This window comes from Novosphingobium sp. DS6-6 (assembly GCF_057784975.1).
The window spans coordinates 199,201-216,039 of record NZ_JBYNTS010000005.1 but is presented as its reverse complement, the minus strand read 5'-3'; the positions used below and the strand labels follow the sequence as shown (position 1 = coordinate 216,039).

The window sequence follows — 16,839 nt, the reverse complement described above, 5'->3', positions numbered from 1 at the left end:
CGACCTTTGCAATATGGTCACCGAAGCGGCCGGTTATTGGATTTATCGGCCCGCCTCGCTCGATACCTTGGCCAAGGCATTGGCCTACATGCTTGGCCTGCTTAAGCTGGCCGACCAGGTGGAAGAATTGCGGGTGCTTGCATGAACGGCCAGCCTGACTATTGGGCCGGCCTTGAAGCGGATGCCGCCGCATGGGAACGCCGAGGCGGGCCTTCGCCGGTCACGATCGGCACGATCGATCCTGCGAGCTGGGCAGGCATCGCACCACCCGAACGACGCTGGACGCTGCCGGATTGGCTTCCCGAAGGCCATGCCGCCTATCTCACAGGCGCGGGTGGCACTGGCAAATCGCTGCTCGCACAGGTGCTTTGCACGTGCATCGCGTTGGGTCTGCCGTTTCTCGGCGTTCATGCCGAACCGCGCAAGGCTCTTTACCTGACGTGCGAAGATGACGTGGACGAGTTGCACAGGCGCCAGGCCGCGATCTGCGCCGGCTTGGGTGTCGATATCGGCCAGCTATCCGGCAAGCTGCTGCTCGCCTCGCGCTTCGGCCACGTGGACAACGCCGTGGCCGCTTTCGAGCGCGACGGCACGATGAATGAAACTACCACCTGGTCGAGCATTCGCCACACGGTGGAGCGCGAGGGCGTCGGCCTTCTGGTGCTCGATAACGTCGCCCACCTGTTCGCCGGCAACGAGAACGCGCGCACTGAGGTAACGACCTTCGCAAGCATGCTGGGCGCACTCGCCAAGCGCATGGCCGGCACGGTGCTGCTGGTCGGTCACCCCAACAAGAACGGTGACGAGTATTCGGGCTCTACAGCGTGGGAGAATGCCTTTCGCGCCCGCCTCTACCTTAAGCCACACACCAGCGACGACGGCGCCGAAGATCCTGGCGCGCGCGAACTGCTGCGCCCGAAATCGAACTATTCCGAAAAGGGTACTGCAATCGTCATGCGCTGGCACGCGGGCACGTTCATGCTCGAACAGGACATTCCCGAAAGCATGGGTGCCCAGCTTCGCGAAGTCAGTGTCGCACAGGCGGAAAACGATGCCTTTTTGCGCTGCCTCGCGAAGGCAACGAAAGACCGTCGCGCAGTCTCACACGTGCCAGGTGTGAACTACGCGCCGAAGGTCTTTGCAGGGATGATCGAGGGCAAAGGAACGAAGGAAGAAGCGTTCGCCAGGGCGCTTGAACGCCTGTTGCACACAGGGGCAATCGAGCTGGATAAACCGCTTTGGAAGGGTGAAAATCGCCATTGGAAGCAGGGCATTCAGCTTGCGCCAAACCGCGCCAACCCTTCGACTAAGTTACTGAAAACACTTGCGCCAACCCCTGCGCTGACCCCCTGCGCTGACCCTGCGCCAAATCATCCGCAAGTCATTGAAAACACTTGCGCCGACCCTGCGCCAACCCTGCGCGCTAACCCCCCTCCATATACTACGTATATGTCAGGCGGGGCCTTTGAAGCCCCCGCGCCTGACATATTCGAATGGGGCGCGCCGCCAGACGATGAACTCGACTGGACCTCCGACGAGGAGACCGACCCATGAAACCAGCAGGCATAGCCCGCGAGATCGCGCGCGACCTGTCACGCCTGTCCCCGGACTGGCGTGACCCTGAACGCTTTTTCGAAAACCGTGATGAACTGCGCCGCCGCATGCAGAAATTGGCAAAGGCACTGGAGGAAGATCGTGGCTAAATGGCCGTACAACACGCCGCAGTGGAAGGAATTGCGCGCTTCGAAGCTGGCATCGAAGCCCATGTGCGAAGACTGCGCCAGCGTCGGCCGGCGAGCCAAGGCGACATGCGTGGATCATCGTCGCGCAGTCAGCCAGGGCGGCGACCCGTTCCCGCCATTGCCGGAACTGGCAAGCCTGTGCTGGCGCTGCCACAGTGCCAAGACAGCCCGCTCTCCCGAAGCTGGTGCAGCCCGAACCACCAAGCCGCGACGTGGCTGCGATGCCAACGGCCTGCCTCTCGATACGAGCCATCCATGGGCACGGCGTCATGGTGATTGATCGCTTCTGTCGATTACCTGACAGGAAATCTCTCGGAGCTGACCGGTCAACACCACCCATCCAACACCGAAAATAGTTAGTTTGACTTGGGCTTAATCTAAAAAGGCGATTAATCGAGTATGGGCAAGCGTGGGCCAGGGTCTGGGCGGCAGAAAGCAGCGGCGGCGTTGGCGACGCCGATCGAGGCCAATCTGTTTAACCGCAATCCCGAGCAGCCGGGTGCCCTGCCATGGCAGCGGGCGGGCCTGACGCGCGGCGAGCGAGTGGTGGCATTCATAGAGTCCCTGCCGGTCACCAAGGGCTTTGGCGTTGGCGGCACGGTCCAGCTTGAGCCATTCCAACGGGACTGGATCCTTGCGATCTACAGCGATGGCGAAGACGGCCTTCGCCAGGTGCGCACTGGCCTGCTTTCGGTGGCACGCGGCAACGGCAAGACGGTGCTTTGCGCCGGCCTTACCCTGGCGCACCTGGTCGGGCCGGAAGCCGAGCAGCGCGGCGAGTGCTATTCGGCCGCTGCGACCAAGGAACAGGCCGCGCTGATCTTTGCCGAGATGGAAGCGACCATCATGGCCACGCCCTGGATGGCGGCACGGCTCAACGTGCGCACGTTCAACAAGGTGATCGAGGACGCCGTTACCGGCTCGATCTATCGCGCCCTGGCGAGCGACGGGAAGTCGGTCCACGGCCTTGCGTCGTCGTTCGTGGTCTGCGACGAGCTGGCGCAGTGGCAATCGCGCGAGTTGTTCGACGTGCTGCGCACCAGCCTGGGCAAGCGTTCGCAGCCGCTTTTGCTGGTGATCGGCACGCAATCGCCCCGCGCCGAAAACATCATGAGCGAGCTGGTCGATTATTCCGGCCGCATCGTTTCGGGCGAGATCGAGGACGATAGCTTTCACGGCGCCGTCTATGCCGTGCCCGATGATGCCGACCCGTTCGATCCGGCGGTCTGGCCGCTGGCCAATCCGGCGCTAGGCAAGTTCCGCTCTGAACGCGAGCTGGCCGAGGAAGCGCGGCGAGCGCAGCGCATGCCGACCTTCGAACCGGCCTTTCGCAACCTCTACCTAAACCAGCGCGTCGATGCCGAGCCGAAGGCGATCAACCCGGCAGAGTGGGAGCTGTGCGGCGGGAAGTTTGATCTGGACGCCCTGGCCGGGCGGCCCTGCTATGGCGGGCTCGATCTGTCCAGCACGCGCGACCTTTCCGCCCTGGCGCTCTATTTCCCGGAAGACGATGGCGCTCTGGTGCTGTTCACCTGGTGCCCGAAGGACAACATGGCCGAGCGCGAGGAAACCGACCGCGTGCCCTACCGCACTTGGGCGAAACAGGGGCTGATCGAGCCCACGCCGGGCAAGGCGATCGACAAAACGTTCATTGCGTCGCGCCTGGCCGAAGTGACGCATCGCTTCGACGTGCGCGGCATCGCCTACGACCGATGGGGAATGACCGAGCTGCGTGCCATCCTCAATCGGGAAGGCATGCAACTGCCGCTAAAGGATTGGGGCCAGGGCTATCGGGACATGGGCCCCGCGGTGGATGCCTTCGAAACAGCCATGCTATCCGGCAAGCTGCAGCATGGCATGCATCCCGTGCTGCGCTGGGCGGCCGGCAACCTGGTCTATGAAACGGATCCGGCCGGCCTGCGCAAGCCGAGCAAGAATCGCTCGATCGACCGTGTCGATCCCGTGGTCGCGGCGATCATGGCCATAGGCCTATCGAGCCGCGACGAGGGGCAAGCGGTCTATCAGGGCGCGGGAATTGTGTGGCTTTAAATAGCGCCTGGAGGTGGCGCGGGCGGTGCAAATTTGCTGCTCATGTCGATTGGCGTCATTTCTTTCGCCGATAGAATCAACGGAGACAGAGTGTTCAGTAACTCTTCTGAACCATTTTCAACGATCTTGATCCAATTCTCTTTGGCATCAATGACCATAATTTTGCGGATATGCGAATGCTCTACTGTTCCGAAATCAAGATAATACTCTTTGCCAACTTCAAATAGGCTCATTGAGTTTCTCCATCAGAATTCTTCGCACTGCTTCAGGCCGCGACATCCGATCCGATTGAGCCGCAATCCACGTATCGAGCTTGGCGAGTTGGTCTGGTTGAAGGCGAACGCCAACCATTTGACCGGGCTGTTCCGACCGATTGGTTTTCCTGTAAACGCGAATTGACCGAGCCATGGTTTGGCGCTAACACAAAAACGAGCCGAGGGGAAGTTGGCGCTTCCCGCCCGGCTCTGACCACAACCGTCTTTACAGGAGACGCTCATGGCTAAGCACGCCCCTAGCAGGGCGCACGGCACCCGTGCGACCGGAATTTTCGACGAATCATCCGCTGTTTCGCGTCGCTCCGTCCTGGGCGGCATTGCGGTAGCGTCTGCGGTTTCGCTTCCTCTCGCTGCGCCGGCATTGGGCCAGGCGCTGCCCACAAAGGACGCTGAACCCATGAACATGCACACCACGATCACCGCCGAACACCAGCTGGTCGAGCGTATGGCCGCCTCGCGCGAGACAGCGAATCGGCGCTTCTGGCAATTGCATGCGGAACTCGAGGCCCTGGAAGCGGAGTGGGAAAAAATTCCCGATGGAACGCCCGAACGGGAAGCCTTCTTCAATGAAGCTGTGGACGCAAAGTTCAACGAAGTGATGCTTCAGGGCGTGTTCTGCCCGAGTGCCATCCTGGCCAAACTCAAGCTGGTTCAGTTCGATGCTGGCGGATTTGCACTGCCGGCGCCCGCGCACACGGTAGCTCAAATGATCGAGTGGGACTTGGAACGATGTGAAGCATACCGTGGGATTTGACACGGTTTTTAAAAGCGTGGTAGATGCCTCACTATGGCTTACAGAACCGAGAACATTCAGCGCGAATTTTCGCCTAGCGAGGCCGCCGAGGTCACCGGCGTTTCTCTGTCCATGCAGCGGGACTGGCGGCGGCGAGAAATCCTGCCTGCGAACAACAATGGCGGATGGGCGCGGTTCGATGTTCGTGACCTGATTGTCATGTCCGTGCTTAAGCGGTTTTCCGACGGAGGAATCAGCGTCAAGCAATGTCTCGACTTGGCGATCGCGGCAGTGATGCCGACTGCCGGTCACCTTTGGTCGATCCGTGAGGCGATCGAAATTGACGATCAATGTGGCGCCCCACAGTCGCTAAAGGACATGTTGCTCGAAAATGGCGCCGTTAGGGGCGTAGCCGGGCGATATCTGTTGGCCCACGTTCTTGAACCAGGCGCTGCGCCGCAATTCTTGCGCGTCGCCTCAATCGACGCTTTGGAAAACTATCAGGTCGAGAACATGATCGACCATTTCCAGGTGATCGATTGCTGGGTGCTCGCGGAGCGTATTTTCGACCGCGCTGGCCGCAAGCCGCTTTACCGCATCGAGATCACTCACGCCGAAGCCACCGGCGTAGAATGATGCACTTTGCCAACGTCGGGAGACGGTCGGCCATCAACGTCGAGAGACAGTCGAATATCAACGTGCCGGGGCTTCGGCCCCGGCCAGATTGAAAGGCAATTTGGATGAAGACTTCCGACCTTATCGAGCAGCGCAGCGCGATCGTGGATCGCATGAATGCTGCTCACACCGCCGATGATAGCGCCGCGTTCGATGCGGCCGAAACCGAGCTTCGGGCGCTCGATGCCAAGATCGCCCGCGCTCGCAAGATCGACCAAGCCGAGCGTGTCGAGCCGGGCCAACCGATCGGCGGCGATGCCCAACTTTCCGGGGAACTGCACAAGCGCTTTTCTCTGGTGCGCGCCATGGCGATGCAGGCCGGCGTGGGCGGGCACGATTATGGCTTCGAACGCGAAGTGCAGCCCGAGCTGCTCAAGCGCGCCGGCAAGCCTTCGGCCGAGGGCGTGCTGTGCCCGCTCGAAATCTTCCTGGAGCGGCGCGCTGCTCTGACCACCACCACGCCGAGCGGCGCAGTGGGTGGCAATCTGGTGGCGACCGAGCTGCACGGCGAAATGATGTTCGACCGTCTGCGCGCCGCGCTCAAGGTGCAGGGGCTGGGTGCCACTGTGCTTTCAGGCCTGGTCGGCAATATCGACATTCCTGGCCTCAAGGACTCGCTCACTACCGGATGGGTGGCCGAAGACACGGCGCTGTCCGGTTCGGTCAACGGCTTCAAGAAAATCAGCCTGACGCCCAAGCATGCCGGTGGCCTGACCGAAATCAGCCGCAACATGCTGATGCAGACCAGCGTGGACGTGGAGAACCTGGTTCGCAACGACTTCGCCTATATGCTGGCCGCACTGGTCGATCGCGCCGCGATCAATGGCAGCGGTTCCGGCGCCGAGCCGACCGGCATTCTCAATACCGCCGGCATCGGTTCGGTGGCCATGGGCACGAATGGCGCCGCGTTGACGGCGGATGCCACGCGCGACCTGATCGGCAAGGTCGATATCACCGATGCGCCGAATACGTCGCGCGGCTTCCTGACCTCGCTCAAGGTCAAGGCGGCCGCGTCCAAGCTCAAGGATGGCCAGAACAATTACCTGGGCTTCGGCCCGGATGGCGTGTTCGCCGGCGAGCGGGTGGAATTTTCCAGCCAGGTGCCCAGCAACCTGACCAAGGGCACGGGCACCAACCTTTCGGCCGTGATCTATGGCAACTGGGCCGATCTGATCATCGCCTATTGGTCTGCCTTCGACCTGCTGGTGAACCCCTACGAATCGAGCGCCTATGCCAAGGGCAACGTCTCGATCCGCGCCATGCTCACCACGGATATCGGCGTTCGGTATGTGGAGAGCTTTGCCGCGATCAAGGATGCGGTGGCCTGATATGGCGGCGGTCACCCTGGAACGCCGCGCCTTTACCGAGGTTCGCGCAAGCGGGCGGATGATCGAGGGCTATGCCGCCACCTTCGGCACGCAAGCGCGCCTTGGCGCGATCGTGGAAACGATCGCGCCGGGCGCCTTTCGCGCCGCCCTGGGCGGCGACGTGCTGGCGCTGCTCGATCACGATCCCGGCAAAGTGCTGGGCCGCACGCGATCGGGCACGTTGCGCCTGGTGGAAGACAGCAAGGGCCTGTCTTTCTCGCTCGATCTGCCGGACACGGCGGCCGGCCGCGACGTGCTGGCCCTGGCCGAACGCAATGACCTGGGCGGCATGAGCTTCGGCTTCCTTGTGCCCAAGGGCGGTGAAAGCTGGCAGGGCGAGCACCGCACCTTGCGGGCGGTGGATCTGCGCGAAATCAGCGTCGTTTCCGCCTGGCCAGCTTATCCCGATACGTCGATCGCCTTGCGCGGCCGCCCATCGCTCGATGCCGATCGGCGCCGTCGTGCCATCATTCTTGCGGAGGTTGCCCGTGCAATTGGCTGACCGCATTCTTGCGCGCTTCGGTTTGGAGCGCCGTCGCGCCGATCCTTCGTGGTCGGCTCTCGCACCCGGGCAGGGCTATTTCGGCGCCATGTCGGCTCATGCTCACGAAAACCTTTCGGCCGTGCTGGCATGCTCCACCGTGATCGCCACGTCGCTCGCCAGCATTCCCGCGCTGGTCTACCGGCGCGATGGCGATGCCCGCATGGAAGCCCTGGGGCATCCGCTCTCGCGCCTCACGCGCCAGGGCGTGAACGACACCATGACGTGGCCGGACTTTCTTGAGCACCTGGTCGCGTCCGCCCTGCTCACCGGCAACGGCCTGGCCGAAGTGCTGCGGAGCCCGAACGGCGGCCTGGCGGGATTGCGATTCATCCCCTGGGCAACAGTCAGCGTCTTGCGCCTTTCCAGTGGCCGTCTCGCCTATGACGTGGCCGACGCGCGGGGCTATGTTCGGCGCCTGTTGCAAGGTGAAGTCATCCACCTGCGCGACCGCACCGATGACGGCCTGGTCGGCCGCTCGCGCTTGTCGCGCGCTGGCGAGGCCGTTGACGCGGTGCAAGCCAGCAACGCATTCGCGCGCAGCTTTCTAAACAATGGGGCGCAGCCGAGCGGGTTCATTCGTGCCACTGGCATGATGTCTCCGGCAAACCTTCAAAACATCCGCGATCAGTTCAATGCCAGAATGACCGGCACCAGCAACGCCGGCCGGATCGCGGTCCTAGATAATGGCCTTGAGTGGGTGCCGGCCCAAATTTCGCCGGAGGACGCCGAGCTTCTGGAAACCCGCAAGTTTGGCGTGGAAGAAATCTGCCGCCTTTTCCAGGTGCCGCCGCCCCTGGTCCAGGATTACAGCCACAACACCTTCACCAATTCAGAAACGGCCGGACGCTGGTTTGCCATGTTCACGCTGGCGCCGTGGGCACGCAAGATCGAGGCGGAGTTTGCCCGCAGCGTGTTCCCCACAAGCGGCACTTTCGAACTTGAGCTGGATCTGTCCGGCTTCTTGCGGGGCGACCCGGCAACACGGTGGAACGCCCATAAGATTGCGCTGGAAACCGGCGTTCTGGATGCCGATGAAGTGCGCCAGGTCGAAGGGTGGAATCCGCGTGCCCAGCGCCCCGGCGAGGTTGCGGCATGAAAGCACGCTGGCCCGAAATGATGACACGGAAGACGGCCGCCGAATACTGCGATCTGTCCGAACCTGCCTTCGAGCGGGAAGTCGCAGCGGGCCGGTTGCCGATCGGCGTGAGCTTTGGCGGGCGGGAGCATTGGCGCAAGGCCGCGCTGGATAAGGCCCTGGACGTGCTTACCGGCGATGCGGCGATGCCAGCCTACCGGCAAAAGCTCCACCAGCGAGCCGGGCTTTCGGCATGAGCCGCAAGCCCGCCCCGCTTGAACACGTCAAATTTGTGAAGGCCCGCGGCCAGTGGTACGCCTATTTCAACACCGGCCAGACGAAGAACGGGAAACCCGTCTATGCGCCGCTCCCGAAGCCGTACAGCGTAGGTTTCTGGGATAGCTACGCTTCGCATAAGGCAGTGCGCGCGAAGCGTTCAGCGACTGCCTTTAGCGTTGCAGCGTTGATCCAAGAGTATCTTGACGGTGCGGACTTCGCCAAGCTGGCGGCGGCATCGCAACAGCTTTACCGCATCCAGCTCGCCAAGGCCGCCAGCGTTCTTGGCGAATTTCCCGTCAACGACCTTCACCCCGCAGACGTGCGCGCCGCGATCGAGGCGGAACACTATCCCCCGGCCACAACCAACGCCTTCTTGAGCTCGATTACCGCGCTGTATGCCTGGGCGCGTCGGCGCGGCAAGACCGAGCTTCGTCCCACGGCCGATATCGAGCGGGAGAAGATTGGAACTCACCAGCCCTGGCCGGAAGCGACGCTTCACGCTGGCCTTGCATCCGACGACGACACGGTGCGCCTCGCTGTCCATTTGCTCTACTTCACCGGCCAGCGCATCGGGGACGTTTGTGGAATGCGCTGGAATCATATCACCGAAGGTGCGATCGAGGTTCGCCAGGAGAAGACGGGGAAGCGGCTTCACGTGCCGTTGCATTCCCGACTGGCCACCGAATTACAGCGCACCCCAAAGCGCGGTCTGACAATTCTTGCCGACGAGAACGGGAAGCCGCTGCGCACGCAACGCCTGCGCCGGCACTTGCAAGCCTTCACGAAAGAGCTTGGCAACCAGACAGTGCCGCACGGCCTGCGCAAGAATGCCGTCAATTCGCTCCTGATGGCAGGATGCACTGTTGCCGAAGTCGCATCGATCACTGGGCAGACGTTCCAGATGGTCGAGCACTACGCCAAGGGCATCGAGCAGAAGGGTATGAGCAAGGCCGCAATGCTCAAATTCGAGCGTAGAACACAATCGGAACAGGAAAGCGCCGGGAAAACACGGCGTGGAAAAGCCCGGAAATCCTGATGTTTTTGGCCTTTGATTTTATGGGCCGGATAAGGGACAACGCTTAAGGGATATATCGGATGCGGAGGCGTTACCGTGCCGCCCCAGTCAAAAGGCAGAGGCATCAGGCCTTGAGCAGATCGGGAAGCTTGCCGTTGACACCGCGTGCCTCGTCCATGAACCAGCGCTTGAGCGCGGGGAGCCGCTGGACGCCGGCCATGCCCAGCCGGCGCGCCATGCTGGGCAGGCGGCCGGGCAGGCCGAACAGGCGGGTGAGCGCATCGGTGGCGGCGGCGACCATGAACGTATCGGCCGCGCGCCAGCGTTCGTAGCGGGCAAGGAGCTGGGCGTCGCCCGGCTCCAGCCCCAGCCGCGCGCCTTCCGCCAGAACTTCCACCAGCGCGGCCACGTCGCGCAGGCCCACGTTGAGGCCCTGGCCGGCAATGGGGTGCACGCCATGGGCGGCATCGCCGACCAAAGCCAGCCGGTGATCGACGATCCGCGCGGTGTGGTGGAAATCGAGCGGATAGGATGAGCGCGGGCCATTGAGCGCGATCCTGCCGAACATGCCGCCCATGCGCTTTTCCACTTCGGCCACGAACGCGACGTCACCCATGGCCAGCACGCCTGCTGCATCCCGTTCGGCAACGGTCCAGACAAGCGCGCTGCGATGGGTGCCGTCGGGTTCGTCAAGCAGGGGGAGCAGCGCAAAGGGCCCGGCGGGATAGAAGATTTCCCAAGCGGTGTTCTCATGGGATCGTGCGTGCGTCAGCCCGGCGATGATGGCGCGGTGGCCATAGCCCCAGCGCGCGGGCGTGAACCCGGCCTCGTCGCGCGTGGGGCTGCGGCGTCCCTCGGCGGCGACGAGCAGGCTGCCCCTCAGCACGCGGCCGTCGGCCAGCGTCACCGCGACGCCGTGATCGCCCCGCTCGCGCGAGACGACCTGCGCCCTGGGCAGGAACGTGATCAGGCTTTCGCGCGCAGCCGCTTCGTACATGGCGATGCGCAGATCGCGGTTGGCATACATGCGGCCGAGCGATCCGTCTTCGGCGCGTGGGCGGAAATCGATTCGGCCGGGCTTCAGGCCGTCCGTCACCGCGATGGCATCGATCGGGCAGCCTTTGGGGGCCAGCGCCTCTGCCATGCCGAGGTTGGTGTAGAGATTCCAGCTGGCCGTGGAAATGGCCGAGGCACGTCCATCGAAGCCCTGCGCCGTTTGCGCCGCCGGATCGGAGGAATCGGCCACCATGCTCGACAGGCCCTGTTTGGCAAGACCGATTGCCAGCGTCATGCCGACAAGACCGCCGCCCAGGATCACCACATCGGCCGCAAGGGCCTGTTCCACCGCCAGATCGCGCATCATTTCACTCCGCAGGTGCTGCCCGGCCCCGCATCGAGATCGAGGCAACGACCGTCATAGGCGCCTTGCGGCACCGGCAGATCGATCCATGCCGAAAGCGTGGGGGCAATGTCCACCGTTTCCACCGGTGACGGCTGTTCAAAGCCGGCCATACCCTTGCGCCAGAACAGGATCGGCACGCGGCGGTCGTAATCCCAGGGCGAGCCATGGGTGGCGACATAACCCGGCCCCGGCTGGGGCACGGCCACGATCCCGCGCTTGAGCATGACCACGAAATCCCCCGAAAGCGGGCGATAGAAGGCGGCGCGGGCACGCTGCAGCAATGTCCAGGTTTCGGGCGATCCGCTGGGCATGGGGGCCGCGTCCAGTTCCTGCGCGGTGAACACGGCGGCAACCTGAGGATGCGCCATGAGGACGGCCCGCGCGGTTTCGACCACTGCCGCCTTGTCGGCGTCGGGCAGATCGGCCTTGACCCAGAAATCGCCGGCCACGCCGTCGCTCAGGATCAGCCCCTGCGCGGGCCGGTTGAGGCGCGCCGCAACCGCTTCGCTCAAGGCCTTGGGCAGCAGCGCGGCATCGGCCCGGGCGGCCTGGGGCAGGGCCTGGCGGTTCAGTCGCTCGGGCAAATCGAACCCGCCGTGATCGGCGGTCAGGACCACGCCGTAATCGATCCCGCGCGCATCGAGCGCGGCAAGGAACGTCCCCAGGTCTCGGTCCACCGTGGCGAGCTGGATGCACATTTCCGGTCCTTCGGTGCCGGCGCCGTGGCCGACATAGTCGGTGGCGGAAAGGCTGACGGACAGCATGTCGGGCGCAGGACCCTGGCCCAGTTTCATCGCATCGACCAGCTTGAGTGCCAGATCGAGCGTGGCGCGATCGAGCCGGGGAGACGCGCGGAAGGCATTGGCATCACCGGGGGCAAGGGCGAAATGGCCGGTGCCGACCGTGGCGCTGCCGGCCGTTATCGCGCCTTCACGCGCAGCGCAGAAGGCCGGCAAAGGCAAAGCCGGCGCGCCCTTGGCAAGAAGGCGGGAAACGGCGGCATTCTCCTCTGCCACGGCAGGAAGGCCGGGGCGCCCGTCGAGCGTCACGAAGCCCTTGCCTTTCCACCACCATACCTGGTCGATCGCATGGCCGCCCATCATCAGCGCCGCGCGATCCTTGCCCGAAACGGCCACGTTGCGCGCGCCGGGCCACTGCTGTTTCATGCGCTCGCCCAGCGTGGGCACAAGCAGGTGCTTGACGCTGGCGACATAATCCCTGGGATCGGCCGCCGCTTTGGTCTCGTCCTCGGCGCAATAGACTTCCTTCTTGGCGCGGGCGACGGACTGATCGATCCAGGTATTGGCGATAATGCCGGTGCGTGCGGGGTGGACGCCGGTCAGCAGGGTGGAATGGCCCGGGCAGGTTTCGGTGGCCGCGTGGCTCTGGAAACCGGCCGGGAAGACCGCGCCACTGGCCAGGCGCGCCAGACCACCGGTGAAGTGGCTGCGATACTGGGCAAAGAGATCGGCGGAAAACTGGTCGATCGCCAACGCGATCACCAGGCGGGGCGGCGCCACTGCGGGCGCGGCAGGGCCCGTGGCCGATGCTGCTGGCTTTTCAGGCGCGGCCTGGGCAGGCGCCCCGATCGAGGCGGCGGCAAGGGCCAGAAACGTAGCGGGAAACGCCGTAAACTTTCGCATGCTGTCACCTCAAAGGATTGCCGGCGCCTTGTCCATACCCCGTTGGGGTATTCGCCCGAAATGCCTTCTGTGCCAAGGCATTCTGGACGGCGCCGGCCATGTGCCGTACATCGCGGGGGCAAGCGACCTGTCCTTTGCGCCGGAAACGGAGAACCTGTGCCCCTGTTGCAGCGGTTATGGAAAAGCCTGGCTGATGCCCTTGCGCATCCGGCCCTGCCATCGCGCGCGATTGTTGCAGTCTTGTGGCTGATGCCGCTGGCACTGGCCATGCCCGTCGCGCGTGCGCAGCAAACCCCGCACATCAGGGCCACCCTGCTGGCCGAAGGCCCTGCCCTGCCCGGTCAGACGGTAACCATGGCCGTGCTGATGGAGCCGGCGTCCGGGTGGCACGGCTATTGGAGCAACCCGGGCGATGCCGGCCTGCCGCTGTCGCTCGACTGGGCCCTGCCCAAGGGGGCCGCAGCGGGCAGCCTGCAGTTTCCCGTGCCCCGGACGCTGATCGTGCAGGGCCTGATGAATCATGTCTACGAGCAGGCCTATGCCGTGCTGGTGCCGGTTACTCTGCCGGGCGATGCCAAAGTGGGCAGCACGCTGCCGATCGCGGCGCAGGCGCGGTGGCTTGCCTGCACGGACCAGATCTGCGTGCCCGAGCGGGCCAGCCTGATGGGCACGATCACCGTGGGGCGTGGTGCCCAGGACCCCCGCTTTGCTGCCTGGCGCGCCGCCCTGCCGGCACCGCTGGACCGGCCCGGCCGGTTCGAAGCAACAGCGACGGGTCTGGCCCTCGCCATTCCCTATCCGGCGAGCGCGTCGCTGCACGATCCGCATTTCTTCATCGCCGGGCAGGGCCTGGTCAACTATGGCGCTGCGCAGGCCTTCCGCCGCAAGGGAGACTGGTTGATCGTCGAAATGGTCCGCGCCAAGGGGATCATCGCCGAACATCCGCAAACAATATCCGGCGTGCTGGCGCTGGGGCCGGGCGCGGGCGGCCTGGCGATCACCGCCATGCCGGGGGCCGTGCCGCAGGGAGGAACACCGCTGGCGACGGCCACGCCCGCGCCGTTTTCCTGGCGAATGCTGGCCCTGGCCATGCTGGGCGCGCTCGTCGGCGGGTTGATTCTGAACGTGATGCCCTGCGTTTTCCCGATCCTCAGTCTCAAGGCCATGGCCCTGGCGCGCGGCAACGGCCGTCACGCCCGTGCCGAAGGGCTTGCCTACGGGGCTGGCGTCATCTTGGCCTGCCTGGGCCTGGGCGCCGTTCTGCTCGCCTTGCGCGCCGGCGGCACGCAGGTGGGGTGGGCGTTTCAACTGCAGGACCCCAGTGTCGTTGCCCTGCTGGTTCTGCTGGCAACGGCGATCACCGCCAATTTCGCCGGGCTTTACGAATTGCCGGGGCTTTCGGTGTCGCGCGGCGGCGCAAGCGTGGGAACGGTCGGCGGCGCATTCGGCACCGGCCTTCTGGCCGCATTCGTGGCAACGCCCTGCACGGGGCCGTTCATGGCCGCAGCCATGGGCGCCGCGCTGGTGCTGCCGCCGCTGGCCGGGTTGGCGGTATTTGCCGCGTTGGGCCTGGGCCTTGCCCTGCCGTTCGTGGCGATCGCGTTGGTCCCGCCCCTGCGCCGCCTGCTGCCGCGCCCCGGCCCCTGGATGGAGCGCTTTCGCCGCGCGATGGCCGTGCCGATGGGGCTCACTGTCGCGGCGCTGCTATGGCTCGCCTGGCGCCAGGGGGGATGGGGCCTTGCCGGCGCCGCGCTCGCTCTTGCCATCGTGCTGCTGCTGGCGCTGGCCCGGTACGAGCGGCAGCGTCGGCGCGGCCGCGGCGTGATCACCTGGCTGGCGCCGGTCACCGTCGCGCTGCTCGTGGCCGCGCTGGCCGGCGCGCCGCGTCTCGCCGGCAACCCGGCAAGCCGACACACGGCACTGCCGGGTACCGCGCCGTTCAGCCAGGCCGCGCTCGACCGCGCGCGGGCCAGCGGCAAGCCTGTCTTCCTCTATTTCACGGCCGACTGGTGCCTTTCCTGCAAAGTCAACGAAAGCGTGGCGATCGACCGCGCGGCAACCGCCGAGGCCTTTGCCAAGGCCGGGGTGCGCGTGATCATCGGCGACTGGACGCGCGCCGATCCGGCCATTACCGCGTTTCTGACCGCCCAGGGCGCGGCAGGCGTGCCGTTGTACCTGTGGTATGTTCCGGGCGCTGCGGCACCGGTCAAACTGCCCCAGGTCCTCACTCCGCAAACATTGCCCGAACTGGCGAAGCAGCCAAACTAGACAATTGACCACCCACCGCCCCTGTGGCAAGCGCCGCTGGCCCAAGCGGGTGTAGCTCAATGGTAGAGCAGCAGCTTCCCAATGTTAGCTTTTGACGGATTTCTGCGGTTTTTCGCGCCTATAACGTGTCAATAAGCTCCATTGTTGGAACGATTGTTGGAAGGCTCTTCTTCCAGCTTCTCGATCGCGGCGCGCAGGGCGGCGGTCGTCATTCGGGCGCGGCTAGCGTCGATTGAAGTAAGGCGGTGATAGTCACGCACCTGGACCTTCTTCGCGGGAAAAATTTTCGATCGACGTGACCAAATCTTGGAAGCGGTGCCAGGCTTGCACCTCATAGTCGTGCTGTTCCTCTGCGGGGGACAATTTTGTACCCGGAGACCATAGATGCAGAGCTGCATTCAAATGGCCAATTGCAATGGCGAGTTCTGCTGCAGCTGCTTGCTTATAGTTGCCGGTTGTCGAAGGCGTCACGCGCTTTGCTCCTTGCGGTCGGCATCCTGGGCCTGACGGGCGGTGGCCAGCGCGATCGCGCGGGCGGCCCTGCCCGTGGTGCGGGGCATGTAGGTTTTCAGGATGCGTTGGGTATCGTCGATATCGTGGCCGGTGATGCCGGCGATCAGGTGGGCGTCGAGCCCCAGCTCGCCCAGGTAGACCACGCATGTGCGGCGCAGATCGCGGTATTGCAGGGTGGCGATCTCTTCGGCCAGGTCGGCATCCTGGTCATATTCCGCCTGGGCGACGGCCCAATCGCGCACGTCGGCGAAATCGCGCTGGAACCGCGTCTGCCCGGCGGCGCCCTTGAAGGTGGCGGCCGGCTTGTCGGGTTCGTGGCGGGTATCATCGAGCACGATCATGGTGCTGGACAGCTGGCGCGCCGTTTCGATGTTGCTTTCGATCGCCCAGCGGACAAGGCCGGTGACGGGAACCTCTACCCAGGCTCCGGTTTTCTGCTGCTTGACGCGCAGGCCGCGCACCACGCCGTCGGGCGCCAGGGCGGCCAAGGTGGCATAGTCTTCCGGCTGCATCTTGTGCTCTGGAATCGCCGCATAGTGGCGGTGCGTCATGGCGAGGTAATCGGCCTCGCGCTGGCCGGTGGCAAAGCCCAGCATGATCGCCAGGGCCATCGAAGGCATACCCATCTCATAGGCCGTCATGATCATGCATTCGCGCGCGGCGGGCGACCAGATGATATCGCGCGGGGGCGGCGCGGCCAGGCCGAAGGCGACGAAAGGATTGCTGCCCTTGGCGATCAGATCCTCGCTTTCGGCGAAGGCAAAGACCTGGCGGCCTTGTTTCAGCGTGCTGTGCGCGGCGTGGTGGCCGATGCCGCCCTTGCTTTCAGGCGCGGTCATGGCTTTGCGCAGGGCCTTGACGCGCGCCGGAGTGATATAGGCCAGGGGGAAATCTCCCGCCCAGGCCTTGAGCCGCTTGAGCGCAGTGCGATAGGTGCGCGCCGTCGATCGGGCGATGATGTAGTCGCCGCGGTCGTTCTTGGCGTCGAGAAACTCTTTCTCGTAGCGATCAAGCAGGTGGCCGAACGTGCCGGCCTTCTCCCGCTTCTTCACGTCGCGCGGGCGGGCGCCGCCCGATTTCCAGGCCGCCACTTCATCGTTGCGGCGTTCGGCCGCGGCCATGGCGGCCGTGCGATCCTTGCCCAGGCTGACGGGCTTCCACCCGGCCTTGGCGAGGGTGGCTGAGGGCTGCCAGTACCAGCTTGTGATGCCGGCCTGGTTGGTCCTGCCGACAAGGCAGGGGATGCGGATCTGCGCCAT

At 64.5% G+C, this 16,839-nt stretch carries 19 protein-coding genes; 13 read left to right on the top strand and 6 right to left on the bottom strand.

Translation table 11 applies throughout. The annotated features are described in order from the left end of the window. Nucleotides 1-13 precede the first annotated feature (13 nt). The 5 genes from AC3EDY_RS08430 (at nucleotide 14) to AC3EDY_RS08410 (ending at nucleotide 3,791) form a co-directional block, all read left to right on the top strand. Nucleotides 14-145 (top strand): hypothetical protein, encoded by a 132-nt coding sequence (locus tag AC3EDY_RS08430; protein ID WP_488572037.1) that lies wholly within the window; start codon nucleotides 14-16, stop codon nucleotides 143-145. Beyond that, on the top strand, nucleotides 142-1,554 hold the full coding sequence (locus tag AC3EDY_RS08425) for an AAA family ATPase (protein WP_488572036.1): 1,413 nt from the start codon (nucleotides 142-144) through the stop codon (nucleotides 1,552-1,554). The genes AC3EDY_RS08430 and AC3EDY_RS08425 overlap by 4 nt, the downstream gene beginning before the upstream one ends. Continuing rightward, a complete protein-coding gene (locus AC3EDY_RS08420) occupies nucleotides 1,551-1,703 on the top strand; it encodes a hypothetical protein (RefSeq protein WP_488572113.1) in 153 nt (50 codons plus the stop codon). The genes AC3EDY_RS08425 and AC3EDY_RS08420 overlap by 4 nt, the downstream gene beginning before the upstream one ends. Next, nucleotides 1,645-2,022 carry an HNH endonuclease gene (locus AC3EDY_RS08415; RefSeq protein ID WP_488572110.1) on the top strand — a complete coding sequence of 126 codons (378 nt, stop codon included), beginning with the start codon at nucleotides 1,645-1,647 and terminating at the stop codon, nucleotides 2,020-2,022. The genes AC3EDY_RS08420 and AC3EDY_RS08415 overlap by 59 nt, the downstream gene beginning before the upstream one ends. A gap of 167 nt (nucleotides 2,023-2,189) precedes the next feature. Next, nucleotides 2,190-3,791 carry a terminase large subunit gene (locus tag AC3EDY_RS08410; protein WP_488572035.1) on the top strand — a complete coding sequence of 534 codons (1,602 nt, stop codon included), beginning with the start codon at nucleotides 2,190-2,192 and terminating at the stop codon, nucleotides 3,789-3,791. Here the strand turns inward: AC3EDY_RS08410 and AC3EDY_RS08405 are convergent. Beyond that, nucleotides 3,788-4,024 carry a hypothetical protein gene (locus tag AC3EDY_RS08405; RefSeq protein ID WP_488572034.1) on the bottom strand — a complete coding sequence of 79 codons (237 nt, stop codon included), beginning with the start codon at nucleotides 4,022-4,024 and terminating at the stop codon, nucleotides 3,788-3,790. The genes AC3EDY_RS08410 and AC3EDY_RS08405 overlap by 4 nt on opposite strands. A 439-nt stretch (nucleotides 4,025-4,463) precedes the next feature. Between AC3EDY_RS08405 and AC3EDY_RS08400 the strand changes: the two genes are divergently transcribed. The 7 genes from AC3EDY_RS08400 (at nucleotide 4,464) to AC3EDY_RS08370 (ending at nucleotide 9,775) form a co-directional block, all read left to right on the top strand. Continuing rightward, nucleotides 4,464-4,820: a hypothetical protein gene (locus AC3EDY_RS08400; protein WP_488572033.1), complete on the top strand. Its 357-nt coding sequence runs from the start codon at nucleotides 4,464-4,466 to the stop codon at nucleotides 4,818-4,820. A gap of 33 nt (nucleotides 4,821-4,853) precedes the next feature. After that, nucleotides 4,854-5,435 carry a MerR family transcriptional regulator gene (locus tag AC3EDY_RS08395; protein WP_488572032.1) on the top strand — a complete coding sequence of 194 codons (582 nt, stop codon included), beginning with the start codon at nucleotides 4,854-4,856 and terminating at the stop codon, nucleotides 5,433-5,435. 104 nt (nucleotides 5,436-5,539) lie between these two features. Further along, a complete protein-coding gene (locus AC3EDY_RS08390) occupies nucleotides 5,540-6,802 on the top strand; it encodes a phage major capsid protein (RefSeq protein WP_488572031.1) in 1,263 nt (420 codons plus the stop codon). Nucleotide 6,803: 1 nt separating this feature from the next. After that, nucleotides 6,804-7,343 (top strand): HK97 family phage prohead protease, encoded by a 540-nt coding sequence (locus tag AC3EDY_RS08385; RefSeq protein ID WP_488572030.1) that lies wholly within the window; start codon nucleotides 6,804-6,806, stop codon nucleotides 7,341-7,343. Further along, complete coding sequence (locus AC3EDY_RS08380) at nucleotides 7,285-8,481, top strand: phage portal protein (protein ID WP_488572029.1); 1,197 nt, start codon at nucleotides 7,285-7,287, stop codon at nucleotides 8,479-8,481. The genes AC3EDY_RS08385 and AC3EDY_RS08380 overlap by 59 nt, the downstream gene beginning before the upstream one ends. 17 nt (nucleotides 8,482-8,498) lie before the next feature. Continuing rightward, nucleotides 8,499-8,717, top strand: coding sequence for a hypothetical protein (locus AC3EDY_RS08375; protein WP_488572028.1), 219 nt, complete (start codon nucleotides 8,499-8,501; stop codon nucleotides 8,715-8,717). Further along, nucleotides 8,714-9,775 carry a site-specific integrase gene (locus AC3EDY_RS08370; protein ID WP_488572027.1) on the top strand — a complete coding sequence of 354 codons (1,062 nt, stop codon included), beginning with the start codon at nucleotides 8,714-8,716 and terminating at the stop codon, nucleotides 9,773-9,775. Before AC3EDY_RS08375 ends, AC3EDY_RS08370 begins: the two co-directional genes overlap by 4 nt. Nucleotides 9,776-9,878: 103 nt before the next feature. On the opposite strand, the gene AC3EDY_RS08365 is transcribed toward AC3EDY_RS08370, so the two are convergent. Together AC3EDY_RS08365 and AC3EDY_RS08360 are read right to left on the bottom strand one after the other, a co-directional pair. Further along, nucleotides 9,879-11,114 carry a UbiH/UbiF/VisC/COQ6 family ubiquinone biosynthesis hydroxylase gene (locus AC3EDY_RS08365; RefSeq protein WP_488572109.1) on the bottom strand — a complete coding sequence of 412 codons (1,236 nt, stop codon included), beginning with the start codon at nucleotides 11,112-11,114 and terminating at the stop codon, nucleotides 9,879-9,881. Continuing rightward, a complete protein-coding gene (locus tag AC3EDY_RS08360; RefSeq protein ID WP_488572026.1) occupies nucleotides 11,114-12,799 on the bottom strand; it encodes an alkaline phosphatase family protein in 1,686 nt (561 codons plus the stop codon). Before AC3EDY_RS08360 ends, AC3EDY_RS08365 begins: the two co-directional genes overlap by 1 nt. 249 nt (nucleotides 12,800-13,048) lie before the next feature. On the opposite strand from AC3EDY_RS08360, the gene AC3EDY_RS08355 reads away from it, so the two are divergent. After that, nucleotides 13,049-15,067, top strand: coding sequence for a protein-disulfide reductase DsbD family protein (locus AC3EDY_RS08355; protein ID WP_488572025.1), 2,019 nt, complete (start codon nucleotides 13,049-13,051; stop codon nucleotides 15,065-15,067). A gap of 128 nt (nucleotides 15,068-15,195) precedes the next feature. On the opposite strand, the gene AC3EDY_RS08350 is transcribed toward AC3EDY_RS08355, so the two are convergent. The 3 genes from AC3EDY_RS08350 to AC3EDY_RS08340 are packed head-to-tail and all read right to left on the bottom strand — an operon-like array spanning nucleotide 15,196 to nucleotide 16,839. After that, entirely contained in the window at nucleotides 15,196-15,327 is a 132-nt protein-coding gene (locus AC3EDY_RS08350) for a hypothetical protein (protein WP_488572024.1), read from the bottom strand. After that, on the bottom strand, nucleotides 15,320-15,538 hold the full coding sequence (locus tag AC3EDY_RS08345) for a hypothetical protein (protein ID WP_488572023.1): 219 nt from the start codon (nucleotides 15,536-15,538) through the stop codon (nucleotides 15,320-15,322). Before AC3EDY_RS08345 ends, AC3EDY_RS08350 begins: the two co-directional genes overlap by 8 nt. Beyond that, entirely contained in the window at nucleotides 15,535-16,839 is a 1,305-nt protein-coding gene (locus AC3EDY_RS08340) for a hypothetical protein (protein WP_488572022.1), read from the bottom strand. The genes AC3EDY_RS08345 and AC3EDY_RS08340 overlap by 4 nt, the downstream gene beginning before the upstream one ends.

Excerpts from the sequence above, each read along its gene's own strand:
- AC3EDY_RS08430 (WP_488572037.1), top strand. The coding sequence starts at position 14 with ATGGTCACCGAAGCGGCCGGTTATTGGATTTATCGGCCCGCCTCGCTC.
- AC3EDY_RS08425 (WP_488572036.1), top strand. The coding sequence starts at position 142 with ATGAACGGCCAGCCTGACTATTGGGCCGGCCTTGAAGCGGATGCCGCC.
- AC3EDY_RS08420 (WP_488572113.1), top strand. The coding sequence starts at position 1,551 with ATGAAACCAGCAGGCATAGCCCGCGAGATCGCGCGCGACCTGTCACGC.
- AC3EDY_RS08415 (WP_488572110.1), top strand. The coding sequence starts at position 1,645 with ATGAACTGCGCCGCCGCATGCAGAAATTGGCAAAGGCACTGGAGGAAG.
- AC3EDY_RS08405 (WP_488572034.1), bottom strand. The coding sequence starts at position 4,024 with ATGAGCCTATTTGAAGTTGGCAAAGAGTATTATCTTGATTTCGGAACA.
- AC3EDY_RS08400 (WP_488572033.1), top strand. The coding sequence starts at position 4,464 with ATGAACATGCACACCACGATCACCGCCGAACACCAGCTGGTCGAGCGT.
- AC3EDY_RS08395 (WP_488572032.1), top strand. The coding sequence starts at position 4,854 with ATGGCTTACAGAACCGAGAACATTCAGCGCGAATTTTCGCCTAGCGAG.
- AC3EDY_RS08390 (WP_488572031.1), top strand. The coding sequence starts at position 5,540 with ATGAAGACTTCCGACCTTATCGAGCAGCGCAGCGCGATCGTGGATCGC.
- AC3EDY_RS08385 (WP_488572030.1), top strand. The coding sequence starts at position 6,804 with ATGGCGGCGGTCACCCTGGAACGCCGCGCCTTTACCGAGGTTCGCGCA.
- AC3EDY_RS08380 (WP_488572029.1), top strand. The coding sequence starts at position 7,285 with ATGCCGATCGGCGCCGTCGTGCCATCATTCTTGCGGAGGTTGCCCGTG.
- AC3EDY_RS08375 (WP_488572028.1), top strand. The coding sequence starts at position 8,499 with ATGATGACACGGAAGACGGCCGCCGAATACTGCGATCTGTCCGAACCT.
- AC3EDY_RS08370 (WP_488572027.1), top strand. The coding sequence starts at position 8,714 with ATGAGCCGCAAGCCCGCCCCGCTTGAACACGTCAAATTTGTGAAGGCC.
- AC3EDY_RS08365 (WP_488572109.1), bottom strand. The coding sequence starts at position 11,114 with ATGCGCGATCTGGCGGTGGAACAGGCCCTTGCGGCCGATGTGGTGATC.
- AC3EDY_RS08360 (WP_488572026.1), bottom strand. The coding sequence starts at position 12,799 with ATGCGAAAGTTTACGGCGTTTCCCGCTACGTTTCTGGCCCTTGCCGCC.
- AC3EDY_RS08355 (WP_488572025.1), top strand. The coding sequence starts at position 13,049 with ATGCCGCTGGCACTGGCCATGCCCGTCGCGCGTGCGCAGCAAACCCCG.
- AC3EDY_RS08340 (WP_488572022.1), bottom strand. The coding sequence starts at position 16,839 with ATGGCGCAGATCCGCATCCCCTGCCTTGTCGGCAGGACCAACCAGGCC.